Source organism: Allomesorhizobium aridi, from assembly GCF_043769475.1.
Classification (GTDB): domain Bacteria; phylum Pseudomonadota; class Alphaproteobacteria; order Rhizobiales; family Rhizobiaceae; genus Allomesorhizobium.
This window is the reverse complement of sequence record NZ_CP171729.1, coordinates 2,984,060-3,010,684: the sequence shown is the minus strand read 5'-3', so window position 1 is coordinate 3,010,684 and position 26,625 is coordinate 2,984,060. Positions and strand designations below refer to the sequence as shown.

Below are 26,625 nucleotides of genomic sequence, written 5' to 3'. Positions count from 1 at the left end.
CGGAGGAGAAGATGAGTTTCCGCAAATATGCGATTATCGGCGCGCTGGCTCTCGCAACCAGCTCATTTTTCGGCCTGAACGCGCAGGCCGAGGACGTCACCTTGACGCTCTGGTCCCTCGACCGGGACATCCAGCCCGCTCCCAACCTGATCAAGGAATTCAACGACCAGAACAACGGCATCAAGATCGAATACCGCCAGATCCAGTTCGATGACGTCGTTACCGAGGCAATGCGGGCCTTTGCCTCCGGCCAGGCCCCCGACATTATTGCCGTCGACAACCCCGAACATGCGCTGTTTTCGTCGCGCGGCGCATTCCTCGACCTTACCGACATGATCGCCAAATCGTCTGTAGTGAAGCCGGAGAACTATTTTCCCGGGCCGCTTGCTTCGACCATGTGGGATGGCAAGAACTTCGGCATTCCCAAAGCGACCAATACGATCGCGCTCTACTACAACAAGGACATGTTCAAGGCGAAGGGACTCGATCCCGCCAAGCCGCCGCAGACTTGGGACGAACTCGTCGAGGCGGCGCGCAAGCTGAGCGATCCGGCCGCGAACGTCTACGGTCTTGCCTTCTCCGCCAAGGGCAACGAGGAGGGCACATTCCAGTTTCTGCCGTGGGCCCAGATGGGCGGTGGCAGCTATGACAATATCAATGCCGAAGGTGCTGCGAAGGCGCTGGAGATCTGGAAGACGATCATCGACGAGAAGCTGGCCTCGCCCGATACGCTGACGCGCGGCCAGTGGGATTCCACCGGTACCTTCAATTCCGGCAACGCCGCCATGGTCATCTCCGGCCCATGGGAACTCGACCGGATGGTGCAGGAAGCAAAATTCGACTGGGGTGTGGCGCTGCTGCCGGTCCCCCATCCAGGCGCGGAACGTTCGTCGGCCATGGGCGACTTCAACTGGGCGATCTTCGCCACCACCAAGCACCCTGAGGAGGCGTTCAAGGCGCTGGAGTACTTCGTCTCGCAGGACGACAAATTGTTCCAGAACTTTGGCCAATTGCCTGCGCGATCGGACATTTCGATCCCGAAGACCGGCCAGCCCTTGAAAGACGCGGCGCTGGAGGTCTTCCAGGAGCAGATGAAGTATGCCAAGCCGCGCGGCCCGCACCCGGCATGGCCGAAGATTTCCAAGGCCATTCAGGACGCCATCCAGGCGGCGCTCACGGGCCAGATGAGCCCCAAGGACGCTCTCGACCAGGCAGCCGAGAAGATCAAGGGCGTTCTGGGATAGCTTCAGGTGTCGCGCTGGAAGGCCGCCGAGGCGGCCACCACAGTTCCTCCCGGCAGGGCCGTTTCCTCGACTTCTAGCAGGGGGCGGCCCTCGTCGGAGAGTGGCGGAGGATGGATGAGAAGTCTCTTTTCGAGCATGCGGGACGGCCTGGGTTTCGACATCGCGCTGGTTGCCTTCGCGCTTGGTTTCCTGCTCCTGATGTCCGGCTTGCCGCTCGTCTACAATGTGGTGATGAGCTTTCAGGAGGTTGACATGTTCAGCCTCGGCACTTTCTCGCGCCCTTTCGTGGGTCTGAGAAACTACATTGATCTCTTTGCCCAGCCTGAAACCTATCCCATCCTTCTCAACACGCTGATTTTCGTCGTCGGCTCGATCGCCGGCCAATTTCTGATCGGATTCGGGCTGGCGCTCTTTTTCTGGGTCAATTTCCCGGGCGCCTCATGGCTGCGCGGTCTGTTCCTTGTTTCCTGGGTCATGCCGGGCCTGGTCGCCGGCGCCATTTGGAACTGGATACTGTCCGGCGATTTTGGCGTCCTGAACTTCATCCTTCGCGAAACCGGGCTGATTGACGCGAACATCTTCTGGCGCTCGGACCCGGACTATTCCCTTTATGCGGTGATCATAGCGAACATCTGGCTTGGCACTTCTTTCAACATGATCCTGCTTTCAGTCGGGCTTTCGGGCATTCCGGGCGACCTCTACGAAGCCGCCGAACTGGATGGCGCCAACGCCTGGCAGCGCTTCTGGACCATAACGCTGCCGATGATGCGCTCGACGATCGGCGCAATCATCGCGCTTGGGCTCATTTTTACCTTGCAGCAGTTCGACCTTTTCGCCGCGATAACCTCCGGCGGGCCGAACAACGCGTCGAACGTAACGCAGTACTGGGCGTGGGAGCTGTCTTTCCGCCAGTACGATTTCGGCAAGGGGGCTACGGTTTCGGTCGTCATGATCGTCTTCGTTATGCTTGCGGCAGTGGTTTACGTCCGCTCCACGCGTCATGAGGTGCGCGGATGAACGGGGCAACACGTGACCGTCTGATGCTCGCGATCGCCGTCGTCATGGCGGCTATCTACCTGTTCCCGCTCTACTGGATGTACATCACGGCATTGAAGAGCGGCTCGGAAGTGTTCGCGACGCCGCCGAGCTTCTGGCCGGCCGCCCCGCAATGGAGCACCTACGCCTTTGTCTGGGAGAGCCGGAACATGGGGCGGTATCTGTGGAACTCGCTGGTCATCGCAGTCGGCTCGGTCGCGCTGATTTCCGTCCTGGGCGTCGGCTGCGCCTATGTGCTGGCGCGTTACCGCAATGCGTGGGTAGATGTCGGGCTTTTCCTTATCCTCATGCTGCAGGTTCTTCCCGCATCCCTGATGATCACGCCGATCTTTGTCGGATTTTCTCAGATCGGAATGCTGGAATATCCGCGTCTGGCGGTCATCGTCGCGATTGCTGCAAAGAGCATGCCCTTCTTCGTCGTGCTCGTGCGCGCCACCTTCATGAGCGTTCCGCAGGAACTCGAAGAGGCCGCACTTGTCGACGGCAATTCCCGGATCGGGGCTTTCTTCAGCATCGTTCTGCCGCTTGCGCGAAACGGCATCCTCGTCAGCGCCCTTCTCATCTTCATGCAAGCCTTCGGCGAATTCGTTTATTCGAAATCGATTATTCAGGCCGTCGAGCTTCAGCCGGCAAGCGTCGGGCTGAACTCTTTCATGGGGCCGAACACCAACGAGTGGAACAACATCACGGCCTACGCCACGATGTATGTGACGCCCATCCTGGCCATCTTCGTCCTTCTGCAGCGACGCATCGTGTCCGGTCTCACCTCTGGAGCCCTCAAATGACGATTCAGATCGAACTGCGCGGCGTCAACAAGCATTATGGCTCGTTCCACGCACTGAAGGATATCGACCTCTCGATAGCCGAAGGCACGTTTGTTGCGCTCGTCGGCCCGTCAGGTTGCGGCAAGTCGACCTTGCTCCGGTCGCTGGCTGGACTTGAGAAGATTTCGGCCGGCGACCTGAAAATCGCGGGCCAACTGATGAACGGCGTGCCGCCCCGCAAGCGGGACGTCGCGATGGTCTTCCAGTCCTACGCGCTCTATCCGCACATGACGGTGGAGGAGAACCTCACCTACAGCCTTCGTATCCGGGGTATCGCCAAGGCGCAGGCCAAAAAAGCCGCCGCGGAAGTGGCGGCGACCACCGGCCTGTCTCATCTTTTGGGGCGTTATCCAAGGGAGCTTTCCGGTGGCCAGCGCCAGCGCGTCGCAATGAGCCGCGCCATCATCCGCCATCCGAAGGCGTTTCTCTTCGATGAGCCGCTGTCCAATCTCGACGCGGCCCTGCGGGTTCACATGCGCAAGGAAATTCGGGCGCTCCATGATCGTCTGCATGCCACTTCCGTCTACGTCACGCACGATCAGATCGAGGCGATGACGATGGCCGACCACGTCGTGGTCATGCGCGACGGCATAATCGAGCAACAGGGCAAGCCGCTCGACCTTTACGACATGCCGGTCAACAAATTCGTCGCCGGGTTCATCGGATCGCCGGCCATGAACTTCATTCCGGCCACGGTCGGTGATGACGCCAAGACCCTGACATTGAATCTCGGTGCAGTCACAGGAACACTGGCCGTTGACCGACCGCTGCAACCCGGCCGTAAGGTAACGGTCGGCATTCGCCCCGAACACATCGGCATCGCTGGACCAGGGCAGGGCAGCTTCGATGTTCCTGTTGCCGTCGTTGAATCCACCGGCTTCACGGCCTTCATCACCACCGCAACGACACCGGAACTCATCGTGGTGGAAACAGGGCGCAGTACCGTCCTTCCCGGTGACCTGATAGGAGTGCGGATATCGTCAGATCAGTTGCATCTCTTTGATGATGTGACCGGCGTCAGAGTGGCGTGAAACGCAACTGACAGGTTCGCCTTTTTGTGATCCAAATGCATCAGCGCCCCGCTGGCTTCGGCCGGCGGGACGCTTCTGCATTTGCCTGGGTCTGCTACGACTGACCCAGGGCTAAGCCGGCTTTCATGCCGATCCATACTGAACTGGCGCCAAGGCGGGTGATGCTTTCGGAAACGGCCTGAAGGTCAGGGCGATCAGGAACGCGCCGATACCGATGCCCCAGGAGCCGATATAGAGCCACGCATAGCTGTCGAACGTGTCGTAGATCAGCCCGCCGGTCAGCGGGCCGGTCGCCATGCCCAGGCTGCCGGCCATGGCCGTGCCGCCGATGACGGTGCCCATCATCCGCAGCGGGAAGTTTTCGCGCGCTATGACCGCGTACAGAGGCATCACGCCGGCGTAAATAAAGCCGACCAGCGCCGCCACGGCGTAGAATGGGCCGAGTTGGCTCACGAAGACGTAGCCCAGAACTCCGAAGGCCTGCAGGAACAGCCCCCAGACCAGGGTGCGTTTTGCGCCGAACCGGTCGCCGAACAGTCCGAAAGCGATGCGGCCGCCCATGCCCGCGAGCCCTTCCACGCTGTAGATCGAGACCGCCGCGACCATCGGAATGCCGCAGGTTATCGCGTAGCTCACCGTGTGGAAGATCGGGCCCGAATGCGTGGCGCAGCAGAAGAAGTTGGTTATCAGCAGGATGATGAACTGGGGCGATCTTATGGCCTGCCCGACGGACATATCGGATTGCGGCTCTCCCTCCGGAGAAGCGAAGCCGTTTTGGCCTTCGAGAGCCGGCGGGCGGCGCACCAGAAGCGAGACAGGTATCATCACTGCCGCGACAATGCCGGCGATGATCAGGAGCGACGTCCTCCAGTCGTAGACGGTGACCAGCCATGCCGCCAGGGGAGCCATGGTCATCGGCGCCATTCCCATGCCGGCCGAGACGAGGGACACGGCGAGGCTGCGGTGCGTGTCGAACCAGCCTGTCACGCAGGCCATCATCGGCGCGAAGATCGCCGCGGTTGCGCCGCCGACAGCCAGGCCGAAGACGAGTTGAAACTCGACGAGCGACGTCGCCCGGCTCGCCAGAGCGAGGGCCGCCGCCAGGACGACCGACCCGGTCAACACCACGGCGCGTGGTCCCCAGCGATCCGACAGGCTGCCCCAGACCATGCTCCCCAGCGCCATCGCGAGGAAGCCGATGGTCATCGCGCTGGACACGCCGGTAACGGACCAGCCGGTGTCCCGCGAAATCGGCAGGAGAAAAACGGGCAGTGAAAACATGGCGCCTATTGCGATGCAGCCCAGAAGGCCGCCTGCGGCGACAATCACCCAACGGTAGGAAAGACTCATTCCGCTTGCTCCTCATGGCTCAGAGACGATCGTTCGGCGTCGGTTTGCAGCATTCTTTCCCCTGTAGACGTTCGGGACGCGTCGAATTCTACAACGGCGCATGGATTTTTTTCGGTGCCGGCAGCTGCATTCGGGACCGGCGTGCACCGCTTCGCCGGCTGGCGGCCAGCTTCAGCCAGGGCGCCAAATGAAAGGCGCTCATCAGCAAATACATCAGGACCATTCCGCTCAGCGGTGACGCGACGTGCGCGGAGCAGATGTCCGGCGCGCTGCCTTCATGAAGGCCCGTGAGCAGGGCCATGATTGCGAAGGTCGGCGCGGCCGCGAGGGACAGCCAACCGGCGGCATCGAAAGCGGCCACGTTGCGGCTTGCGTCAGAGGCGCCCGCGGTTTCACGCCGAGCAGCAATCATTGTGGTGGACCTCCTGGCGAAATTGTTTGCTGTACTCGTCGTGGCGGCGCCACCAGATACCGCTGCGCCGATGAGTTCCTTTTCCGATCCGGCGCGCTGGTTGATGGTCGTGAGATAGATTAGGACCGGATATCGAATGGCGAGAGTTACAAGTGTGACGGGATTCCGATGGACTCGCTGATCACAGCTGCGGCGCGCTCACTCGCGGCCGGTGATCTGATCGGCGCATTGAAGCGGGTCGCCCTGCGTGACGACGCACCCGCGCTCGCGCTGCGAGGCATCGTAATGGCGCAGCTTGGCGATCTCGTTCGGGCGAAGGCTCTTCTCAAGAGTGCGGCGCGCGCGTTCGGTCCGAGAGAGGCGGTCGCTCGCGCGCGGTGTGTCGTCGCCGAGGCGGAGATCGCGCTCGTCTCGCGTGACTTAACCTGGCCTGCGAAGGCGCTCGACGCGGCGCGCGCGACGCTTGAAGCGCACGGCGACCGGGTCAATGCCGCGCATGCGCGCAATCTTGAGGTCCGGCGCCTGCTCCTGATCGGCCGCCTCGACGAGGCCGAGCGCACGCTCGCTGGGCTCGATCCCACACTGCTGCTGCCACCGGCGTCGAAGGCCGCGCACGAGCTGGTGAAAGCGGGAATCGCCATTCGGCGCCTGCAGACAAAGGTGGCGCGCGCTGCGCTCACTCGGGCCGAGCATGCCGCGCGCCAGGCGGACATTCCCGCGCTGACAGCGGAAGTCGAAAGCGCATCACTCGTGATGACCACGACCGCGGCGCGGCTGATCGCGCGGGGCGAGGTACGCCCCCTCCTGCTCGAGGAAGTCGAAGCGCTACTGGCGTCAGGGACGCTCATTGTAGACGCATGCCGCAATGTCGTGCGGGACGAAAGGCTGGTGGTTTCGCTGGCGACGCGTCCGGTATTATTCGCGCTTCTCCGCGCACTGGGCGAAGCCTGGCCCGCGGACGTGCCGAGGAGCACACTCCTCGCACAAGCTTTCGGGGCAAAGCACGCCGATGAATCGCATCGCGCACGGCTACGGGTCGAGATGGGACGTCTTCGCGCGGAGCTTCGGACGCTGGCAGACGTGACGGCTACGAAGCGAGGCTTTGCTCTGGCGCCGCGCCGCGCACGCGAGATCGTCGTGCTGGCGCCACCTGTCGAAGAGCAGCATGCGGCGGTGCTCGCCTTCCTTGCCGATGGCGAGTCGTGGTCGAGCTCGGCCCTGGGTATCGCGCTTGGAACAAGCCCGCGCACCGTGCAGCGGGCGCTTGAGCAGCTTGCCGCGACAGGCAAGGTGCAGTCGTTCGGTCGCGGGCCGGCGCGTCGTTGGATGACCCCATCCGTGCCGGGATTCCCGACGACCTTGTTACTCCCCGGTCCGCTGCCGGGTGACTAGACTGCTTCTCGGACGCAAAAAGGCTCAAAGGTGAAAACATGAAACGATCTGCAGCCGAAATCCTCCGTGAATATGGACCCTTTCCGGGCGTCGACCAAGTGCACGGAGTTACGTTCGATGGTCGGCACGTCTGGTTTGCGTCCGGAGACAGGCTGAACGCATTCGATCCGGCGAGCGGGAAGACTGTACGCTCGATCAACGTCGCCGCGCATGCAGGAACTGCCTTCGACGGCGAGCACCTGTTCCAGATCGCCGAGGATCGCATCCACAAGATCGATCCGAAGACCGGCCGTGTGCTCGCCACGATCCCGGCGCCCGGCGGCGGCGGCGACTCCGGGCTCGCCTGGGCCGAGGGGACGCTGTGGGTTGGACAGGCTCGGGGCCGGAAGATCCATCAGGTCGATCCCGAGACCGGCGCTATCCTTCGTACCATCGAGTCCAACCGCGTCGTCACCGGGGTCACCTGGATTGACGGCGAGCTCTGGCACGGTACCTGGGAAGGTGACGAGAGCGATTTGAGGCGGATAGATCCCGAAACGGGAAAGGTCCTGGAGACGGTCGATATGCCATCTGGAACAGGCGTCTCCGGGCTCGAATCTGATGGCGGCGATCAGTTCTTCTGCGGAGGCGGAAACAGCGGAAAGGTGCAAGCAGTCCGCCGGCCCAGGCGAGACTGACGTTCATTTCGCTGCCGGATAGCGGACGTTTCCCCTAAAACCAACTCACAGGGCGCTTTGTTGTCATTCCGGCTTGCCCCGATGTGGATCCTTGCCTGCGGCCTGGCTGCTCTTCTTCGGCTGGTCCTCCTTCTTCGTCCCGCCGCCGCGGTTTCCGCCGTGGGTTCCCTTGGGCTTTTTAGCGGCGCTTGCGTCCTTCACGTTCATGGCCATCTCACATGCCTCCGTCACTGACTGCCAATCCGGCTGGTCGTCTCAGGCAACGGAGCAAGGGCAGGGTGGTTCCGATGGCGTTCAGCGCGTGTTCGATCTCAAAGCGGCGAGGCCAGTCGCGAAAATCATGCGTTCCGTCACGGAACGATCAGCGGCTTTTCAGGTTATCAACATGGCGTCGAGGGACGCCTTTACCAGCACTAGACCCGCGAAACGCCGAACCCGTTCGGAGCGCAGTCATGTCAGAGGTGCTATCAAGAGACGCCAGTGAAGTGCGGATCGAGCCAGAGGGCCTGGACGGCCTCCTCGGAATTCCGCAAGGCGCGCTGGGCATCGTTATTTTCGCGCATGGCAGCGGCAGCGGCCGGCTCAGCCCCCGCAACAATCACGTTGCCGCGGCGCTCAGGCAGGCGGGCCTCGCCACGTTCCTTCTCGATCTGCTCACGCCGGAAGAAGAGCACGACAGGCGGAACGTGTTCGACATCGACCTTCTCGCGGGACGCCTTGTGCTTGCGACACGTTGGCTTCGGCAAAGACAGGAAACATCACGACTGACAGCCAGTTATTTCGGCGCGAGCACGGGTGCGGCCGCAGCATTGCGGGCAGCCGCCGCTGAACCAGATGTCGCCGCTGTCGTGTCGCGCGGCGGCCGGCCCGACCTGGCACTCGAAGTGCTGCCAGCGGTGCGGGCGCCGACGCTGCTCCTCGTCGGCAGCCGCGACGGTCCGGTGATCGGCATGAACGAGCGGGCCTGCGACGCCTTACAGGCGGAGAAGCGGCTCGTGATCGTCGAGGGAGCGGGACATCTGTTCGAGGAGCCGGGCACGCTCGACGAGGTCGTCCGCCACGCCACACGGTGGTTCCTGGACCACTTGCATCCGTCTGCTGAAAGGAGCTGAACGATGTTCGAGCACCGACAAGCTTTCCTTGATCGCCGGGAGGCCGGCCGCCAACTCGGCGAAGAGCTGGCGAAAGCCGATTGGCGAGATCCGGTAGTGCTGGCGCTGCCGCGCGGCGGTGTTCCGGTGGGATTCGAGGTGGCCAAGGCGCTCCACGCGCCTCTGGACGTTCTCCTCGTCCGCAAGATCGGCGCTCCGGGGCATCCGGAATTCGCAATAGGCGCGGTGGTCGACGGCAAGGATCCGCAGTTGGTCGTGAACGAGGAAGCAGTGCTGATTCTCGGTCCTTCGTCGGACTATCTCGAAGCCGAAAAGAACCGCCAGCTCGTTGAAATCGAGCGGCGGCGCGAACGCTATCTCGGAAGCAGGTCACCTGCGCCGACCGAGGGACGAACCGTAATCCTCGTCGACGACGGCATCGCGACCGGCAGCACGGCGAAGGTCGCTTTGAAGGCCCTGCGGCGCAGCGCTGCGGGTCGCGTCGTTCTCGCGGTTCCGGTTGCGCCTCGAAGCACCGTCGAAGCCCTTCGGGAAGAGGCCGACGAGGTCATCTGTCTCAGCATGCCGGAACCTTTCCATGCAGTCGGCCTGCACTATGTCGATTTCGAGCAGACCTCGGACGAGGAGGTTATCCATCTGCTCAAGGCAGCCGCGGTCATGCCTGCGGAACATTGATCGGCGGTGCTCGCCTGAAAGGAACAGAACATGCCACTCACTCTCAGCAGCCCTGCCTTCTCCGACGGCGGCGCTATTCCTGAAAGATACACCCGCGACGGCGAGAACGTTTCGCCGCCCCTGAAGTGGTCCGGGATTCCGGACGGCGCCAAGAGCCTGGTCCTCGTCGTGGATGACCCGGATGCGCCGCGCGGAACCTTCGGCCACTGGGCAGTCTTCAATATCGCCCCGAACGTCGACGGTCTGCCCGAGGCCGAGGGCGGCAAGCCCGGCCCGGAAGCGCTGAGGCAGGCCAAGAACGATTTCGGCAATGCGTATTACGACGGCCCGGAGCCGCCCAGGGGCCACGGCGTCCATCATTATCATTTTCGCCTTGCCGCGCTCGATGTGCCCAGCATCGATGTGCCTGGACAGATTGGCGTCGAGCGGATTTGGGAAGAGGCACGCAAGCATGCCTTGGAAGAAACCGAGCTTGTCGGGACCTACCAGCGAAACTGAGCGGGCAAGCCACGCTGGCTCGCGCTGGCGCTGGTGCCGGACGCATAAGCAGCCGATTCTACCTGGAACCAGCGGCCTGCGATCCTGTTAGGAAGGTCAGAACGCTCTCGCCGGCGCCGCATTCCATCGATTCTCGCCCGGTGCGAACCGAAAGGATCACCATCATGCAAATCAGCACTTTCAAGGACATGTATCTTGCCGAACTCCAGGAGCTTGTGAGCACCGAAGGTCTGCTCGCCGAATCGCTGCTGCAGATGGCGGAAGTGGCGTCGCATCCGGCGTTGAAGGATGCGCTGATCCATCATCGCGAGGAAACCGCGGTCCAGAAGGAACGTCTCGTCTCGCTTCTGCAGAAGCACGGCGCCGAGCCCAGGGCGCACACCGATCAGGCGATGCAGGCGCTCATCCACGAAACCGAAAAAATGCTTGGCATGCTGCAGGGAAACGACCTCCGCGATGCCGGCCTCATCGCGTCCGCCCAGAGGCTGGAGCACTACGAGATCGCGGCATACGGCACCGCTGCGGCTCTGGCAGGCCAGTTGGACCTGCGCGACGACCAGCGGATGCTGCACAGGAGCCTTGAAGAAGAAAAACGCGCTGATCTTCTCCTGACTCAGCTGGCCAAAAGCGAAGTAAATCCGGACGCGGTGGCGGTGTGAGCGGGCTGCGGTTGAACTCCGGTCGATACATCGGAACCCGCTAACCCAGTTCGCTCACGTGACATGGCGTTCGCCGGTTCGGCGAGAGCCAAGAGGGAGGAGCGCTGCAAACTATGCGAGCCTTGCGAGTAATTGCTGCGATCGTAGTGGTGGCGGGTCTGGTGCTCTTCGGATTGGTTGCGTTCGCCTGGCGTTCGGAGATTCCAGCAGAAGAAGTCGCGGAAGCTGCCCAGTTCGATCCGGCGCTGATAGAAAAGGGCGCGCAACTGGCGGCGGTGGGCAACTGCATCGCCTGCCACACCGTCCCGGGAAGCAAGGCTTTTGCCGGCGGACTGGCGGTCCCGACGCCATTCGGCACCATCTACTCGACCAACATAACGCCCGATTCGGAAACCGGGATCGGCCGTTGGAGCGAGGCCGCATTTCAGCGCGCCATGCGCGAAGGCGTCGACCGTGAAGGCAACCACCTCTACCCCGCTTTCCCCTACGACCACTTCATCCGCGTTACCAATGAGGACAACAGGGCACTTTACGCCTACCTGATGACAAGGGAGCCGGTCAGCGCCGTCGCGCCGCCGAACGAGTTGCAGTTTCCGCTGAATTTTCGGCCTCTGCTCGCCGGGTGGAAATTTCTTTACCTCGACGAAGGTCCGCTCGCGGCGAACGCGGAGCAAAGTGAAGAGTGGAACCGGGGTGCCTATCTGGCGGAAGGGCTCGGGCACTGCGGCGCGTGCCACACGCCGCGCAACGATCTCGGCGCCGAGGACAACGACCGGCATTTCGCCGGCGGCGAGGCTGAAGGCTGGCAGGCCTACGCCATTGACGGGTCTTCTCCCGCGCCGATCCCCTGGGACCGGGAAAGCCTGGCCTTCTACCTCAGAAACGGCTGGCACGAACTGCATGGGGTTTCACGCGGTCCTATGGCTGAAGTCACGGGCAATCTCGGGCTGCTGCCTGACAGCGACATCGATGCGATTGCCACCTACGTAAGCTCCGTCATGGGCGAACCGACGCCGGAGCGCCGCCAGCGCGCCGACGAATTGCGCGAGGAGATTGAGGGCAGGTCGCGGGGCCTCGTCGCGGCGGCCGACAGCCAAGACAGTCCGACCGCCGGCAACGCAGTGGCTGAACCAGGCGCTGCCATCTACGCCGCCGCCTGCGCGTCCTGCCATGAGGGCAGCCGTCCGCAACCGTTCGGCGGCCTGGACTTCTCCCTTTCCACCGCGGTGAATGCGCCAAATCCGCAAAACATCGTGAATGTCACGCTGTTCGGGCTTCCGCCGGCGGACGGCGAGGCAAGCTCGGTGATGCCGAGCTTTGCCGGCGTGCTCGGCGACGAGCAGGTGGCGGAACTGCTTGCCTATATGCGCGAGCGTTTCTCCAACGAACCCGCCTGGACAGGTCTTGCCGAACAGGTGCGCCGGACGCGAACGGGCGAGTACAAGGTCTCGGTCAGGCCAGCCGACGGAATTGAAAGAGCGCCGATCAATGTGGGCGCGGAGGAATGACAATGGCGATCACACTCAATGTCAATGGCGCCACACACCAGATCGACGCGGATCCGGCGACGCCGCTTCTCTATGTGCTGCGCAACGATCTCGCGCTGAACGGCGCCAAGTTCGGCTGCGGCCTCGGGCAATGCGGCTCCTGCATGGTGATGGTCGAAGGCGAGGCGGTGCTTTCCTGTGTCACACCCATCATGCTGCTGGAAGGCCGCGAGATAACGACGGTCGAAGGCCTCGGCACGATCGAGGAGCCAGGCCCGGTCCAGGCGGCGTTCATCGAGATGCAGGCGGCGCAATGCGGCTATTGCATTCCCGGCATGATGATGAGCGCGCAGGCGCTGCTGCAGAAAAATCCGGCGCCGAGCGATGAGGATATCCGCAACGCGCTCAGCACCAACCTCTGCCGTTGCGGCACGCATATGCGCATTCTCGCTGCGATACGCCGGGCCGGCGAGGTGATGCAGTCGGCCGGCATGACGGGCACGAACAGGAGGACGGGATGACCGATATCCTGGAAAAAGGCGGGATCACCCGCCGCGGCGTCCTCGCTGGCGCCGGCGCGCTTGTGGTCAGCTTCTCGCTGTTGTCGCGGTCGCTGGCGCAGGAGGCCGCACAGCCTCCGGCGCCGGAACCGCCTAAATTGCCGGGGAGCCTCGACGAAAACCGCTTCCTCGATGCTTGGATACGCATAGACGCCGATGGCGCCATCACTGTCTTCACGGGCAAGGCGGAGCTTGGACAAGGCATCCGGACGGCGCTGCTTCAGGTTGCGGCCGAAGAACTGGACGTCCAGCCCGGCGATATCGAATTTGTCACGGCCGACACCGGCCGGACGCCGGACGAAGGCTTCACGGCCGGCAGCCAGTCCATGCAGAACAGCGGGACTGCGATCCGCCATGCGGCGGCGCAGGTGCGCGAAATCCTGTTTACTGAAGCTGCCCGCCGTTTTGCAGTCGCGCCCAGCGAACTCAGGGCTGAAGGCAAGGCGATAGTCGCATCGGACGGCCGCTCGGTCGGTTACGGCGAACTCGTATCGGCGCAGATGCTGCATATCGAGGCGCGGCCGCAATCCAGTTTCAAGCAGCCCGGAACGTTCCGCGCGATGGGAAAGCCGCTGCCGCGCGTGGACATTCCCGCCAAGGTGACCGGCGGCGTCGCCTACGTCCACGATCTGAGGCCGGAAGGCATGCTGCACGCCCGGGTCGTGCGCCCGCCGAGCCCGGGCGCGCGCCTTGCGAGTCTTGATGCGAACAGCGTCGAGGCAATGCCGGGCGTCGTATCGGTCATCCGCGACGGCAGCTTCCTGGCAGTCGTGTCGGAAGGGGAGTGGCAAGCAGTCGCCGCGATGCGGGCGCTTGCAGCCGCGGCCCGGTGGGAAGAGACCGCGACGCTGCCCGACCAGACCGACCTGCCGGCGGTCCTGCAAGACCTCGAACGGGAGGTCGGCGTGGTGTCCGAAAGCGGTTCGGCTGCCATCGGCGAGGGCAAGACGTTCGAGGCGACCTTCACCCGGCCTTATCAAATCCATGGATCGATCGGACCGTCCTGCGCCGTGGCGCAAATAGAGGGAGAGAGGCTGACCGTCTGGTCGCATACCCAGGGCGTTTATCCCGATCGCGAGGCGATCGCCGAGATGCTCGGGATGCCGCTTGAGCAGGTTCGCGTCATCCACATGGAAGGTTCCGGCTGCTATGGCCACAACGGCGCCGACGATGCCGCCGCCGACGCCGCGCTGATCGCGCAAAAGCTGCCGGGCCGGCCGGTCCGCGTTCAATGGATGCGTGAGCAGGAACATGCTTGGGAGCCTTACGGCCCGGCCATGCTGATCAAGGTGCACGCCTCGCTCGGCGGCGACGGACGCATCTCCGGCTGGAACTACGATCTCTGGAGCAACACCCACTCCACACGGCCGGGTGGCGCTGGTGCGCTGCTTGCGGCCCGCCACAAGGAGCAGTCATTCACGCCTGAGACGCCTGAACTCAACATCGGCCCCTCCGGCAATGGCGACCGCAACGCCAATCCCACCTATGTCCTCCCGAACAAGCGCGTACTCTGGCATTTCCTGCCCGACATGCCGCTGCGTGTCTCGGCGCTGCGCGCGCTGGGTGCCTATGCCAATGTCTTTGCCGTTGAAAGCACCATGGATGAACTTGCGCTTGCCGTCGACGCCGACCCCGTCGAGTTCCGGCTCCGTCACCTCGACGATCCGCGTGCCCGCGCGGTGGTTGAACTGGCGGCGGAGCGCTTCGGATGGTCGAATGCTGCTTTGCCGCGCGGTCATGGACGGGGTTTCGGCTTTGCCCGCTACAAGACCCTTGCGGCCTACCTGGCGGTTGCTCTCGAAGTCGAAGTCGAGAGGGAAACCGGCCGCGTTCGCGTCGTCCGCGCCGTTTCGGCGATCGACAGCGGCGAGGTGGTCAATCCCGACGGCATCCGCAACCAGACCGAGGGCGGAATCCTGCAGTCGATCAGCTGGACGCTCTACGAAGCGGTAACCTTCGACGATACGCGGATCACCAGCGTCGACTGGTCGAGCTATCCCATTCTTCGCTTCGCGAGCGTGCCGGACAGCGTCGAGGTCCATATCATCGACCGGCCGGGCGAGCCGTTTCTGGGAACCGGCGAAGCGGCACAGGGCCCTGCGGCGGCGGCAATCGGCAACGCGATCCGGAATACGACGGGCCGGCGTCTGTATGACCTGCCGTTCACCCGTCAGCGCGTGAGAAACGCCATCGGCGCCTGACGATGCCTGAGACGAGGCAGCCCCTTCAACGCTTCGCGCTGTCGCTGTCGATCTCTGCCCTGGTCAGGAACATCGTGGTTGTCGGCCCAAGATTTTTCTTCAACCAGTCCGCCATTGCCACTTCCTCTCGAAGATTTTCTTCGCAAGCCCGCGCAATGTCGGTTTCACCGGCGGCTTCGGCCGCAGCGATAAGGATCGTGTAGGAGGCGATTTCCATGTGTTCGAAAGTGTAGCTCGCCAACGAACCTTTCATCACCTCGTCGCCCGCGAACACGCCGCTGACCGACTGCGCGAAAGCCATCAGTTTGGCCCCTGTATCCTTCATCGCGGAGGTGCCTTCACCGGCGCGGTCCAGACAGGTCTTGAGTCGGGAAGCCTGAATCTTCGTTTCCTCCAGATGCTGTTGAATTCGCTGCCTCAACTCAGGATAGTTCTCCAGCCGGATCAACTGTCCGGCCAGCATCGTCTCGGCTTGTTCTTCCATGGCATGCGCATCCCGCAGCCATTGCATCAGCCATTCGCGTGCCTCGGGCATCACGCTCTCCTCTCGGTTCATGTCCCCGAACTTCAGGCATAGTTGAATGTTCCGCTGATGGGGCAACGATCAAGCTGTTGCGCCGATTGGTAATGGTTCACAGCGAACTGGGCGGAACCATGCAACCATAATCCCGTTCCCCGGCAAGGATGCTGCCATGCGCAATTCCACTCAGCACGCCTATATGCAAATCCTGCCCGGGAAGCTCACCAGATGAAATCTCCTCGAAGATCCCCAGCCACCGAAGTTGGGCGGGTGAATACCAACACCGCGGGAGCGGATTGCGGATGACATGGTCCTTCAATCTCGGAACGATCGCCGGCACGGCGGTGCGTGTACATGTGACTTTCGCGCTCCTGCTCGTATGGATATGGCTCATGCACTATCGCATAGGCGGAGCACCGGCGGCCTGGGAAGGGGTTGCGTTCATCATCGCCATCTTTGCCTGCGTCGTGCTGCACGAGTTCGGCCATATCGCCGCGGGACGCTACTTCGGCATCAAGACGCCGGAGATCACGCTTCTGCCGATCGGCGGGGTAGCCCGGCTCGAGCGCATGCCCGAAGAGCCCGGCCAGGAGTTCGTAATCGCGATCGCCGGCCCGCTGGTCAATGTGATCATCGCCGCGCTCATCTTCGCCGCACTTGGCGGATTGGCCGCGATCGAGCAAATGGCGCAGGTGGAAGATCCGCGCGGCGGGTTCCTGGTCAGGCTTGCCGGGGTCAACGTCTTCCTCGTCCTGTTCAACATGATTCCGGCTTTCCCGATGGATGGCGGCCGGGTCCTGCGCGCTGCTCTTGCCTCCCGCATGTCGTGGGCGCGAGCGACCCAGATCGCAGCGTCGATCGGCCAGGGCCTTGCCTTCGTCTTCGGCTTCGTCGGGCTCTTCTACAATCCGTTCCTGATCTTCATCGGTATCTTCGTCTATCTCGCGGCCGCGGCGGAAGCGCAGGACGCCCAAATCCGCGACGTCGCCGCCAGCGTGCTGGTCGGAGACGTAATGGTCACCGACTTCGCCAGGCTGGAGGGTACTGCGAATATGGACCAGGCGATCGAGGCGCTGCTGGCGACGACACAGCGCGAGTTTCCGGTCGTCGATCCCGCTGGTCGTCTCGAAGGGCTGCTGACCCGCGACGATATGATCCGAGCGCTGAAGGAGGCCGGACCAGGGGCGCCAGTCGCCAGCGCGATGCGAACCGACATACCCAGCATCCACCGGCGCAGGTCACTCAGCGAAGGCTTGAAGATGATGCAGCAGAAAAACGTCCCTGCCATCGCAGTCATCGACAGTGCGGATCATCTCGTCGGTCTCATGACCTACGAAACTGTCGGAGAGATGATGATGGTGCGCGCTGCTGTGCCGGAAGGTTTTCGTTTCGGCCGGTTGCGTCAGAGCAAACCGCGCTCCTCTCAAGTTTAAGCAACTGCGCATTCATCTCCTTGCGAGATAACGGCCTCCCGAGGGATCATTAGGTTCCGGCAATCAATCCGGTCCAGGGAAACTCGGCGTCTAGGCGTATGAAAGCATCCCAAGCGACGAATAGTGCTCATTCAAGCGGTTGAGGATTTCCAGATCCTCCTCGCCGATTTCGAAATAAAAAACGTCGATATTCTCTTCCAGGTGCTGCCGTCGATTGGCCTTGGGCAGGGGGACCGTGCCGCGCTGCAGGTTCCATCTGATTAGCGCCTGCGCCGGCGATTTGCCGTATTTCGAGGCAATCCCGATAAGCGTCTCGTTCCGCAGCCGCCTCGTGCGGGTAAGTGGGCTGTATGCCTGTATGACGATCTGCTTTTCAGTCGCATAGCGCAGCATGTCGTCACTGTAGCCGAACGGGCTCCACTCGATCTGGTTGACCGCGGGGACTTCGCCCGTCGCGTCTATCAGCGTCTCGATGAGTTCGACGGAGTAGTTGCTGACGCCGATGTCCTTCGCAAGACCGTCTTCCTTTGCACGGATCAGACCTCGCCACAGATTTTCTCCCGCCCCTGTTCGTGGCGGCCGATGTATGAGCATGAGATCGGCATAGTCCAATTGCAGTTCGTCGAGGTTTTTGCGCGTCGCCTGACAGGCGTCGCCCGTTTCCTCCACTTTCGTGACCAGGTACAAATCCGCGCGCTCGATGCCGCTCCGGTTGATGCCGTCGCCAATGCCGGGCTGGGTCCCATAATCTCCGGACGTATCGATCATGCGGTACCCCAGTTCCAGAGCAGCGGCGACGGTTCCTGCCGTGTCGTTCGTCAATTGCCACGTACCAAGGCCCAGAACCGGCATCTTGGTGCCAGTGTGCAGTGTTATCTCACTTTTCGGGTCCATATCTGTGCCCTTGCTTTTGGGCGGCAACACAGGGGTTTCGTTCCATGAGGCCGCACCGTGCTCATGGCCACGGCATGTGGGGCCATTTGGCGGAACCATCTGCGCGCCGGTTGGTTCCGTGAACGAGGAATGGATAGGCCGGTCGAACGTCACAGGTGTGGGGCTTGCAAGTCGTGCATCAGCCGGTTCGAACCAAACGACCGCGCGGGCACTGGTGTCGTTCTCGGCCATTTGATCAGGGAGATGTACAATGAAAGTAGCAGAGCTGATGACTCCCAAGGTCCATCTCGCCAGCCCGGGCGAATCGCTGCGCAAGGTTGCGAGGCGAATGGCAGCCGACGGCGTCGGATTCCTGCCTGTTGGAGAAAATGACAGGCTAGTCGGAACGATCACCGACCGCGACATTGTCGTGCGCGCCGTCGCCGAAGGCAAGGAAGGAAACGCAACCGTGGCCGATGTGATGACCCGCGACGTCAAATATTGCTTCGACGACGAAGAAATCGAGGATGTCGTTCAAAACATGGGAAACATCCAGGTAAGACGGTTGCCGGTCGTCAATCGCGACAAGCGCCTCGTCGGAGTGATCTCGCTGGCGGATGCGGTGCTGAAGGACGATCCGGCGACAGTCGGCGTTGCTCTTACCGGAGTGGTCGTACCCGGCGGCACTCACGCGACATAACCGCTGTCCTCCCTGGCCGAACTCACTGTCCGTCCAGATGAAGCGGGTTTATCAACGTGACCTATCTTGTGCAGCCAAGGCTGGTGAATGAGCCGTTCTCCGATCCAAGCCTCTTCCTGGACTTCCGCTTTGGACACCGCGCGCTGCTGTTTGATATAGGCGATCTGACGCCGCTCCCTCCGCGCGAGATCGCACGCGTCACCCATGTGTTCGTATCACACATGCACATGGACCATTTCGCTGGTTTCGACCGCTTGCTTCGCTTCAAGCTTCACCAGGCAGACACGGTCCACTTCATCGGTCCCCCTGGATTGGGTGACGCAGTGGACGCAAAACTCGGGGCCTACACCTGGAACCTGCTTGACGAGGATTCCGCCAATTTCGCAATTGCCGCTTTCGAGTGGTCGCGGGAAGGGTTCGGGCAATGCGGCGCCTTTCGCGCTCGGGATGCATTTTGGCGGCACGAAACCGACCCGCCGCGCTATGGCAGCCCGGACCTGCTGCATGACGAAGAGGAATTTTGCGTCGAGGGTGCGATGCTGGACCATGGCATACCCAGCCTCGCTTTCGCATTCCAGGAAAAACTGCGTATCAATGTCCACAAGGTGGCTCTGGATGGCCTAGGCCTGCCGGTCGGGCCCTGGCTCAAGGAAGCGAAACGCGCGATGCGGCGTGGCGATGCCGTCGAGACCTCGATCGCGATTTCGGAACAGCAATCGATGACCCTGGGCCAACTGCTGCATGCCGGCGCGCTGCGGACGGGGCGCGGTCAGCGCATCGTCTACGCGACCGACCTGGCGTTCCACGCATCCAATTTCGCAAAAGTGGTTCGCCTCGCCCGTGACGCTGACCGTCTGTTCATCGAGGCTGCGTTTCTCAACGATGATCGCGCCATCGCTGCATCGAAACGCCATCTGACCGCCGCCCAGGCGGGTGCAATCGCCCGTGCGGCAGGTGTCAAACAGGCAATCCCGATGCATTTCTCGCCGCGATATGTAGGGCGGGAAAGCACCCTGCGGAGCGAGTTCGAAGCGAGCGTTTCCGGCCTCGACGATCGACCACAAGTGCTCTCTGCTTGAGCTCAGCGGGTCAGCACATCGTCGGCACCCGCGTCCCGGAACGCCTGCTCCGCCGTTGCGATTTCTTCGCGGCTGACATCCGCCGAGACTTGAATTTTACCCTCGAGGGCAGCGCTGAAACTTGAGCCTTCGGCTTCATCTTGTGACGCATCGCCTCCTGACGGAACAGAGCCTGCGGTATTTTTGGCCCCGGCTGCCTGTACGAAAATGTCGGCGCGGTCGATGCCGTGCTCTTGCACAAGATGCTCGATCGCCCGGTCGGCCGCTTCCCGGGTTGAGAAGGTCCCGCAGACGGTTTTTACGCTGTCGTCAGCCATCACATGATCTCCTTCGTTGGGAGTCAAAGGGACTGAGCCTTAGATTGTTCCGTCAGGTAAATGCGCTCGGTCTCGATGCAAGCGAGTCGCTCGACCTGAACGCAATCGGTGACGGCGGCGAGTTCGGTCAGGATTCGGCCACCGCGACGAAGAGAGCCTGCCCTTGCCTGTTGATACGGAACAGGACGGGCTTCTTCTGCTGCCGGGACTTCGCCCACTCTTCCTCCACGTCGGACGGCTGCATCACGTTCCGGTTGTTGGCCGAGACGATTACGTCGCCGGGCTGTAGGCCGCTTTCGGCGGCGAGACTGTTCGGCGCGACTTCCTGCACCAACACCCCGGAAGTGCCGGGCTGGAGGCCAAGCTGCGGGCGCGCCTCCTCCGGAATGGGGCTGAGCGCGATGCCAAGGTTATCGCTTGTTTCAGGGGCTTTCGGAACAGCGCCAGTCTGCACCTCCTCATCGTCGCGCTGACCGACCGTCAAGGCCACTTCCTGTGCGCCGCCGCCGCGGTTCATCGTGAGCGTCGTCTTCGTTCCGGGCTTCTGGCTGGTGACGGCAAGCGTGAGGTCGTGGGCGTTCTGGATATCCTTGCCGTTGAAGCGGGTGATTACATCGCCCGCTTGTATGCCCGCCTTTTCAGCCGGGCCGCCCGGCTCGACGGAGGCGACCAGCGCCCCCTTGCTGCCGGGTATGCCGAACGCCTCGGCAATGGCCGGCGTGATCTCCTGGAGACGCACCCCGATGAAGCCGCGTTCGATCCGGCCCGTCCGGATCAACTGCTCGACAACGGTCCGGGCCGTGCGGGACGGCACCGCAAAACCGATGCCTATGCTGCCGCCCGAGGGCGAGACGATGGCTGTGTTGACCCCGATCACTTCGCCCCGCACATTGAACAGCGGACCGCCGGAATTGCCCTGATTGACCGAGGCGTCCGTCTGGAGGAAGTCGTCGTAGGGGCCGGCCTGAATGTCGCGCGAACGGGCCGAGAGCACGCCGACCGTGACGGTTCCGCCAAGCCCGAACGGGCTGCCGATCGCGATGGTCCACGCGCCGGGCTGCACGGCGTCCGAATCGCCCCATACGGTTGCCGCCATATTGGGCCGTGGTTCGATCTTCAGCACCGCGATATCGGTCGCCGGATCGCGTCCGATGACTTCCGCGGGCGCAGTTTCCTTGTCGGAAAAGACGACATGAATTTCGCTCGCCTCCGCAACGACATGGTTGTTCGTAACGATGTAGCCTTGGGGACTGACGACGAAACCGGACCCGAGGGCCTCGCGCACCTGGGGCTGGACCGGTCCCGGGCCACCGCCGTCGAAAGGACCGAAGAAATCGCCGAATGGCATAGAATTCGCCGTCGTCTGGTCTTCGATAAACTGCCGGGTCGTGATCGCGACCACAGCCGGTATTTTCTCACGGACGATCCCGGTGAAGTCGCCGGGAATCTCCTGGGCTGTGACCGACCCTGCTGCGCCTACCGAGAACACCAGAGTTCCGACAACAAGGGCAGCATGCAATTGTTTGTTCAGACCCCGAAGCATGATTGGTTCTCCTGTTCCAGTGACCCTTCGAACAGCCCGTCCAAGGATTCCTGACGCTGCCTTGCCGCCGGTTTGAAGTTTGCTGGTGCGGCCAGACGTGGCGTGCAGGTCGGAAGCAAAACTTCGATGCACGGCAATTGTTTCCGTTGGTGAAAGATAACGCTGCTCTCTTTCGCCAGGAGACGCCGCTGGCGCGGCCCCCAGCGCCTTCGCCCAACGAGATCGGCTCGCCTGCGAATTCCTTCTATCGCCGAGGGTGGACTTTGGCAGAAGCGTTCAGCATAATACGACTGATCAGGTCGAGTAGCAGTAGGATTGCGCGTGATCCGACAGCCTTCGCTGACATTGGCAGCGAGCCTTATGGTTGCGCAGACTGGTTGACACGGCTAGCCGGTAGAAAATTGATCAACTCCCTCAGATTGCCCTCGGCCCCCAGGCGGCTAGCGAAACGATGATCTCTCAGAAAACAAAATATGCCCTGCGCGCCCTGATCGCCCTGGCGCGGTCCCAGGCGCCCGACGACGTGCAGCTGATTTCGGACATCGCCGAACAGCAACGCATCCCGAAAAAGTTCCTGGAGCAGATCCTCCTCGACCTCAAACACCATGGAATCGTGATGAGTCGGCGGGGAAAGGCAGGAGGATACATGCTTCTCAAGAGCCCCGACATGATCACCTTCGGCGAGATTCTGCGGATTATCGATGGCCCGACCGCACCGTTGCCTTGTCTGAGCCGGATGGCCTACAGGCGTTGCGAGGACTGCCGCGAAGAGAAAAGTTGCGAGGTGCGCCGCGTCTTTGCACGGGTCGCCGACGCGACCCGCGCCGTCCTGGACGGCACCACCATAGCGGATTGTATCAGCGGCGCCGCGCACGAGGAAACTCGCGTCCTGACGGCTTAAGAGAACAGCTTTTCAGATTGCGACTTGAATTTGGATGGTTTCTGCGTCCTAATACACGACTATATCGATAGAGTTAACTGCTAACTATGGAGGTGGCCATGTTGCTCAATCGAAGGTCTCTGCTTTTCGCTGCCCTGGCGGCTTCTGCCCAGCTCGGCGGGCTCGGTTTCGCCTTTGCCGACACCACGCTTCTCAACGTTTCCTACGATCCGACGCGCGAACTCTATCGCGAGTTCAACGCGGCTTTCGCGGCACATTGGAAGGCCGAAACTGGCGAGACGGTGACGATCCAGACCTCGCATGGCGGCTCCGGCAAGCAGGCGCGCGCCGTCATCGACGGGCTCGACGCCGATGTCGTGACGCTGGCGCTCGAAGGCGATATCGACGCCATCGCCAAGAACTCGGGCAAGATCCCGGCCGCTTGGCGTTCGCGCCTGCCCAACAATTCATCGCCTTACACCTCGACGATCGTCTTCCTGGTCCGCAAGGGCAATCCTAAGGGCATTGCCGACTGGGGCGACCTTGTGAAGGAGGGCGTTCAGATCGTAACACCGAACCCGAAAACGTCCGGCGGCGCACGCTGGAACTATCTGGCCGCTTGGGCTTGGGCACACAAGGAATTCGGCGGCGATGAGGAAAAGATCAAGGCCTATATCGCCGAACTCTACAAGCGCGCTCCGGTGCTCGACACCGGCGCCCGCGGCTCGCTGACCACATTCGCACAGCGCCAGATCGGCGATGTGCTGCTCGCCTGGGAAAACGAGGCGTTCCTGGCCGGCGCGGAGTTCGGCGAGGAAGCGTTCGACATCGTGGTCCCGCCTTCCTCGATCCTTGCCGAGCCGCCGGTCACAGTCGTCGACGGCAATGTCGACGCCAAGGGCACGCGCAAAGTCGCGGAAGCCTATCTGGAGTATCTCTACTCGGACGAAGGCCAGGCGCTGGCGGCAAAGCATTTCTACCGCCCTTCGAAACCTGAAGTCGTGCCGGCGGAAGCGCTTCAGAGGTTGCCCAAGATCGACCTCGTCTCGATCGACGACCCGATCTTCGGCGGCTGGGCAAAGGCGCAGCCATACCACTTCGGCGATGGCGGTGTGTTCGACCAGATCCACAAGCCGACCAACTGAGGACTGAGATATGACCACCGTCGCCGCGGCGGACGGTTGGCATTTCAGGAGGCCGAGCGTCATCCCGGGTTTCGGGCTGACGCTCGGCTTCACGATCGCCTACCTGACGCTCATCATCCTCATTCCGCTTTCGGGCGTCGCATGGCGCACGACCGAGCTCGGCTGGGCGGAGTTCTGGGCCATCGCGACGGACGAAAGAACGGTCAACTCGCTGCAGATGTCCTTCGGTGCCTCGCTGATCGCCGCGATCGTCAATGTCGTCTTCGGCACCATCGTCGCCTGGGTGCTGGTGCGCTACCGCTTCCCCGGCCGCCGTATTGTCGACGCCGCGGTCGATCTCCCCTTCGCCTTGCCGACCGCCGTAGCCGGCATTTCGCTCGCCGCCATCTATGCGCCGAACGGCTGGCTTGGCCAGTTCCTGGAGCCGCTTGGCATCAAGGCAGCCTTCACCCCGTTCGGCATCGTCATCGCGCTGATCTTCATCGGCCTGCCCTTCATGGTTCGGACCGTCCAACCGGTCATGGCGGAGATTGACCGGGAAGTCGAGGAAGCGGCGGCGACGCTTGGCGCCAGCCGATTACAGACGATCCGGCGCGTTATCTTGCCCGGTTTGACGCCGGCCGTGCTGACCGGCTTCGCGCTCGCCTTCGCGCGTGCCGTAGGCGAATACGGCTCGGTCATCTTCATCGCGGGCAACATCCCCTATGTGTCGGAGATCGCGCCGCTGCTGATCGTGATTCGCCTGGAGGAGTTCAACTATGCCGGCGCAACCGCAATCGCCGCGATCATGCTGATCATCTCCTTCGCAATGCTTTTTGTCGTCAACCTCATCCAGGCCTGGAGCCGCAGGAGATATGGTTATGGCGCTTGAAATGATGACTGACATGTCGCGTGCGGTCGCATCGAACCCTGCGCATGTGCCTGTGCAGGGCTATCGTCGCGCGACGACGGAAGGTCCGTTGGCAAAGGGCGTGCTGATAACGCTGGCGCTCGGCTTCCTTGCCCTCTTTCTCGTCCTGCCGCTGATCGCAGTCTTCATCGAGGCGTTCCGCAAGGGCGCGGACGAATTCCTGTTCGCGTTGAACGAGCCGGACACGCTGGCCGCGATCCGGCTGACATTGACCGTTGCCGCCATCGCCGTACCGCTGAACCTCGTCTTTGGCGTTGCGGCCGCCTGGGCGATTGCCAAGTTCGAGTTCAAGGGCAAGGCGTTCCTGACGACGCTGATCGACCTGCCGTTCTCGGTTTCCCCGGTCATCTCGGGTCTTGTCTACGTGCTGCTGTTCGGCGCCGGCGGCGTTTTAGGCCCCTGGCTGAAGTCATACGGGATCGAGGTACTGTTCGCAGTCCCCGGCATCGTGCTCGCCACGATTTTCGTGACCTTCCCCTTTGTCGCGCGCGAACTGATCCCGCTGATGCAGGACCAAGGAACGGGCGACGAGGAAGCCGCGCTGTCGCTCGGCGCCTCCGGCTGGCAGACCTTCTGGTACGTCGCGCTGCCTAATATCAAATGGGGTCTGCTCTATGGCGTTCTCTTATGCAACGCGCGCGCCATGGGCGAGTTCGGCGCCGTGTCGGTCGTGTCGGGTCATATCCGCGGTCTGACCAACACGATGCCGCTGCATGTCGAGATCCTCTACAACGAGTACAATTTCGTCGCGGCCTTCGCCGTTTCGACGCTGCTCGCCGGTCTCGCGCTGGTGACGCTCGTTCTGAAATCCTTCCTCGAATACCGCTATAGCGACGAGATCGCCGCCGCGAACAACCATTAGGAGCGCCCACATGGACGTCTCGATCAAATCAGTCCGCAAGGAATTCGACGGCTATCCCGCCCTCCACGACGTATCGCTCGACATTCGTTCCGGCGAGCTGATCGCGTTGCTTGGCCCTTCGGGGTCCGGCAAGACGACGCTGCTGCGCCTGATTGCCGGACTGGAGCGGCCGACCGGAGGCGCAGTCTTCTTCGGCGACGCGGACGCCTCGCACCGATCTGTGCAGGAGCGCAATGTCGGCTTCGTCTTCCAGCATTACGCACTGTTCCGGCACATGACGGTCGCTGACAATATCGGCTTTGGGCTCAAGGTGCGGCCGGGCGCGATACGTCCCGCCGGGGAAGAAATCCGGCGTCGTACCTCGGAGCTGCTCGACCTTGTCCAGCTCTCGGGGCTTGAAAGCCGCTATCCGAGCCAGCTCTCCGGCGGGCAGCGCCAGCGCGTGGCGCTTGCCCGGGCGCTGGCCATAGAACCGCGTATCCTCCTCCTTGATGAACCCTTCGGAGCGCTCGATGCGCAGGTACGGCGCGAACTCCGGCGCTGGCTTCGCGAGATCCACGACACGACCGGCCACACGACGGTCTTCGTTACCCATGACCAGGAGGAGGCGCTCGAACTCGCCGACCGCGTCGTCGTCATGAGCCAAGGCCGCATAGAGCAGGTCGGAACCGCCGATGACGTTTACGACCGGCCGAACTCACCCTTCGTCTACGGATTCATAGGCGATTCGAGCGCCCTCCCGGTCCGTGTCGAGAACGGCCAGCTCTGGCTCCAGGACCGCACCATCGGGATCGAGGCCGAGGACGTTCCAAACGGGGCGGCTACTCTCTACTTCCGGCCGCACGATATCGAGTTGCTGGACGGCTGCGGCGGCTGCATCGCCGGAACCGTCGCCGCCAGCCGCCGCGTCGCCGGCACGCGCCGCGTCGAACTTGCAGTTGGCGGGGCCCGGGAGCGCGTGGAGATCGAACTGCCGGTAGAGCATCCAGCCGGAACGAAGAACCGCATCGCATTCCGACCCAAGCGATGGAAGCTTTTTTCCGCGGCCGGCCGAAACGATCTCGCCCAGCAACAGGTTTATGAGCCACGTCTTCGCGATGTCGAGGAAACGGAGTTGATGCTGGCGACCGGTCTTTGACCGTTGGCCCTGCCGGATTGAACGCCGCGGCTACGCTGATCGTTCTC

Annotated in this window: 28 protein-coding genes; 21 read left to right on the top strand and 7 right to left on the bottom strand. The window is 62.5% G+C overall.

Annotated features, from left to right (window positions below):
- The first annotated feature begins 11 nt into the window (after positions 1-11).
- From ACG873_RS16780 to ACG873_RS16765, 4 genes are all read left to right on the top strand, one after another.
- Positions 12-1,244, top strand: coding sequence for an ABC transporter substrate-binding protein (locus ACG873_RS16780; protein WP_394893565.1), 1,233 nt, complete (start codon positions 12-14; stop codon positions 1,242-1,244).
- Positions 1,245-1,358: 114 nt separating this feature from the next.
- The gene (locus tag ACG873_RS16775) at positions 1,359-2,261 is read left to right on the top strand and encodes a carbohydrate ABC transporter permease (protein ID WP_394893202.1); all 903 of its coding nucleotides are present in this window, start codon (positions 1,359-1,361) and stop codon (positions 2,259-2,261) included.
- Entirely contained in the window at positions 2,258-3,085 is an 828-nt protein-coding gene (locus ACG873_RS16770) for a carbohydrate ABC transporter permease (RefSeq protein WP_394893200.1), read from the top strand. The genes ACG873_RS16775 and ACG873_RS16770 overlap by 4 nt, the downstream gene beginning before the upstream one ends.
- On the top strand, positions 3,082-4,155 hold the full coding sequence (locus tag ACG873_RS16765) for an ABC transporter ATP-binding protein (RefSeq protein ID WP_394893564.1): 1,074 nt from the start codon (positions 3,082-3,084) through the stop codon (positions 4,153-4,155). Before ACG873_RS16770 ends, ACG873_RS16765 begins: the two co-directional genes overlap by 4 nt.
- A 123-nt stretch (positions 4,156-4,278) precedes the next feature.
- Here ACG873_RS16765 and ACG873_RS16760 read toward each other — a convergent pair whose 3' ends face one another.
- Positions 4,279-5,505 (bottom strand): MFS transporter, encoded by a 1,227-nt coding sequence (locus ACG873_RS16760; protein WP_394893198.1) that lies wholly within the window; start codon positions 5,503-5,505, stop codon positions 4,279-4,281.
- An 88-nt stretch (positions 5,506-5,593) separates the two neighbouring features.
- Positions 5,594-5,917 carry a hypothetical protein gene (locus ACG873_RS16755; protein ID WP_394893196.1) on the bottom strand — a complete coding sequence of 108 codons (324 nt, stop codon included), beginning with the start codon at positions 5,915-5,917 and terminating at the stop codon, positions 5,594-5,596.
- 168 nt (positions 5,918-6,085) lie between these two features.
- On the opposite strand from ACG873_RS16755, the gene ACG873_RS16750 reads away from it, so the two are divergent.
- Both ACG873_RS16750 and ACG873_RS16745 read left to right on the top strand, forming a co-directional pair.
- Positions 6,086-7,309 carry a helix-turn-helix domain-containing protein gene (locus ACG873_RS16750; protein ID WP_394893194.1) on the top strand — a complete coding sequence of 408 codons (1,224 nt, stop codon included), beginning with the start codon at positions 6,086-6,088 and terminating at the stop codon, positions 7,307-7,309.
- A gap of 38 nt (positions 7,310-7,347) precedes the next feature.
- Positions 7,348-7,986: a DUF6923 family protein gene (locus ACG873_RS16745; protein WP_394893192.1), complete on the top strand. Its 639-nt coding sequence runs from the start codon at positions 7,348-7,350 to the stop codon at positions 7,984-7,986.
- A 63-nt stretch (positions 7,987-8,049) separates the two neighbouring features.
- Here the strand turns inward: ACG873_RS16745 and ACG873_RS16740 are convergent, their stop codons facing one another.
- Positions 8,050-8,199, bottom strand: a complete 150-nt coding sequence (locus ACG873_RS16740) for a hypothetical protein (protein WP_394893190.1) — start codon at positions 8,197-8,199, stop codon at positions 8,050-8,052.
- Positions 8,200-8,438: 239 nt separating this feature from the next.
- On the opposite strand from ACG873_RS16740, the gene ACG873_RS16735 reads away from it, so the two are divergent.
- From ACG873_RS16735 to ACG873_RS16705, 7 genes are all read left to right on the top strand, one after another.
- On the top strand, positions 8,439-9,098 hold the full coding sequence (locus tag ACG873_RS16735) for a dienelactone hydrolase family protein (RefSeq protein WP_394893188.1): 660 nt from the start codon (positions 8,439-8,441) through the stop codon (positions 9,096-9,098).
- A 3-nt stretch (positions 9,099-9,101) separates the two neighbouring features.
- The gene (locus tag ACG873_RS16730) at positions 9,102-9,773 is read left to right on the top strand and encodes a phosphoribosyltransferase (RefSeq protein ID WP_394893186.1); all 672 of its coding nucleotides are present in this window, start codon (positions 9,102-9,104) and stop codon (positions 9,771-9,773) included.
- Positions 9,774-9,803: 30 nt separating this feature from the next.
- The gene (locus ACG873_RS16725; RefSeq protein ID WP_394893184.1) at positions 9,804-10,271 is read left to right on the top strand and encodes a YbhB/YbcL family Raf kinase inhibitor-like protein; all 468 of its coding nucleotides are present in this window, start codon (positions 9,804-9,806) and stop codon (positions 10,269-10,271) included.
- Positions 10,272-10,435: 164 nt separating this feature from the next.
- Entirely contained in the window at positions 10,436-10,930 is a 495-nt protein-coding gene (locus tag ACG873_RS16720; RefSeq protein ID WP_394893182.1) for a ferritin-like domain-containing protein, read from the top strand.
- A gap of 113 nt (positions 10,931-11,043) precedes the next feature.
- Complete coding sequence (locus ACG873_RS16715; protein ID WP_394893180.1) at positions 11,044-12,438, top strand: c-type cytochrome; 1,395 nt, start codon at positions 11,044-11,046, stop codon at positions 12,436-12,438.
- A gap of 2 nt (positions 12,439-12,440) precedes the next feature.
- On the top strand, positions 12,441-12,938 hold the full coding sequence (locus tag ACG873_RS16710) for a (2Fe-2S)-binding protein (protein ID WP_394893178.1): 498 nt from the start codon (positions 12,441-12,443) through the stop codon (positions 12,936-12,938).
- The gene (locus ACG873_RS16705; RefSeq protein ID WP_394893176.1) at positions 12,935-15,178 is read left to right on the top strand and encodes a xanthine dehydrogenase family protein molybdopterin-binding subunit; all 2,244 of its coding nucleotides are present in this window, start codon (positions 12,935-12,937) and stop codon (positions 15,176-15,178) included. Before ACG873_RS16710 ends, ACG873_RS16705 begins: the two co-directional genes overlap by 4 nt.
- A 25-nt stretch (positions 15,179-15,203) precedes the next feature.
- On the opposite strand, the gene ACG873_RS16700 is transcribed toward ACG873_RS16705, so the two are convergent.
- Entirely contained in the window at positions 15,204-15,713 is a 510-nt protein-coding gene (locus ACG873_RS16700) for a ferritin-like domain-containing protein (RefSeq protein WP_394893174.1), read from the bottom strand.
- A 287-nt stretch (positions 15,714-16,000) separates the two neighbouring features.
- Between ACG873_RS16700 and ACG873_RS16695 the strand changes: the two genes are divergently transcribed.
- Positions 16,001-17,131 carry a site-2 protease family protein gene (locus tag ACG873_RS16695; protein ID WP_394893172.1) on the top strand — a complete coding sequence of 377 codons (1,131 nt, stop codon included), beginning with the start codon at positions 16,001-16,003 and terminating at the stop codon, positions 17,129-17,131.
- A gap of 90 nt (positions 17,132-17,221) precedes the next feature.
- Here ACG873_RS16695 and ACG873_RS16690 read toward each other — a convergent pair whose 3' ends face one another.
- A complete protein-coding gene (locus ACG873_RS16690) occupies positions 17,222-18,256 on the bottom strand; it encodes an aldo/keto reductase (protein ID WP_394893170.1) in 1,035 nt (344 codons plus the stop codon).
- A gap of 19 nt (positions 18,257-18,275) precedes the next feature.
- On the opposite strand from ACG873_RS16690, the gene ACG873_RS16685 reads away from it, so the two are divergent.
- A complete protein-coding gene (locus ACG873_RS16685; RefSeq protein WP_394893168.1) occupies positions 18,276-18,704 on the top strand; it encodes a CBS domain-containing protein in 429 nt (142 codons plus the stop codon).
- Between the two features lie 56 nt (positions 18,705-18,760).
- Positions 18,761-19,783 (top strand): MBL fold metallo-hydrolase, encoded by a 1,023-nt coding sequence (locus tag ACG873_RS16680; RefSeq protein ID WP_394893167.1) that lies wholly within the window; start codon positions 18,761-18,763, stop codon positions 19,781-19,783.
- Positions 19,784-19,785: 2 nt separating this feature from the next.
- On the opposite strand, the gene ACG873_RS16675 is transcribed toward ACG873_RS16680, so the two are convergent.
- Positions 19,786-20,100 (bottom strand): hypothetical protein, encoded by a 315-nt coding sequence (locus ACG873_RS16675; RefSeq protein WP_394893166.1) that lies wholly within the window; start codon positions 20,098-20,100, stop codon positions 19,786-19,788.
- 127 nt (positions 20,101-20,227) lie between these two features.
- Entirely contained in the window at positions 20,228-21,643 is a 1,416-nt protein-coding gene (locus tag ACG873_RS16670) for a Do family serine endopeptidase (protein ID WP_394893164.1), read from the bottom strand.
- 451 nt (positions 21,644-22,094) lie between these two features.
- On the opposite strand from ACG873_RS16670, the gene ACG873_RS16665 reads away from it, so the two are divergent.
- From ACG873_RS16665 to ACG873_RS16645, 5 genes are all read left to right on the top strand, one after another.
- Complete coding sequence (locus ACG873_RS16665) at positions 22,095-22,544, top strand: RrF2 family transcriptional regulator (protein WP_394893163.1); 450 nt, start codon at positions 22,095-22,097, stop codon at positions 22,542-22,544.
- Between the two features lie 98 nt (positions 22,545-22,642).
- On the top strand, positions 22,643-23,668 hold the full coding sequence (locus tag ACG873_RS16660; RefSeq protein WP_394893161.1) for a sulfate ABC transporter substrate-binding protein: 1,026 nt from the start codon (positions 22,643-22,645) through the stop codon (positions 23,666-23,668).
- Positions 23,669-23,678: 10 nt separating this feature from the next.
- Complete coding sequence (gene cysT / locus ACG873_RS16655) at positions 23,679-24,539, top strand: sulfate ABC transporter permease subunit CysT (protein WP_394893159.1); 861 nt, start codon at positions 23,679-23,681, stop codon at positions 24,537-24,539.
- 13 nt (positions 24,540-24,552) lie between these two features.
- The gene (gene cysW, locus ACG873_RS16650; RefSeq protein WP_394893562.1) at positions 24,553-25,440 is read left to right on the top strand and encodes a sulfate ABC transporter permease subunit CysW; all 888 of its coding nucleotides are present in this window, start codon (positions 24,553-24,555) and stop codon (positions 25,438-25,440) included.
- A gap of 10 nt (positions 25,441-25,450) precedes the next feature.
- Positions 25,451-26,578 carry a sulfate/molybdate ABC transporter ATP-binding protein gene (locus ACG873_RS16645; protein WP_394893157.1) on the top strand — a complete coding sequence of 376 codons (1,128 nt, stop codon included), beginning with the start codon at positions 25,451-25,453 and terminating at the stop codon, positions 26,576-26,578.
- Positions 26,579-26,625 lie beyond the last annotated feature (47 nt).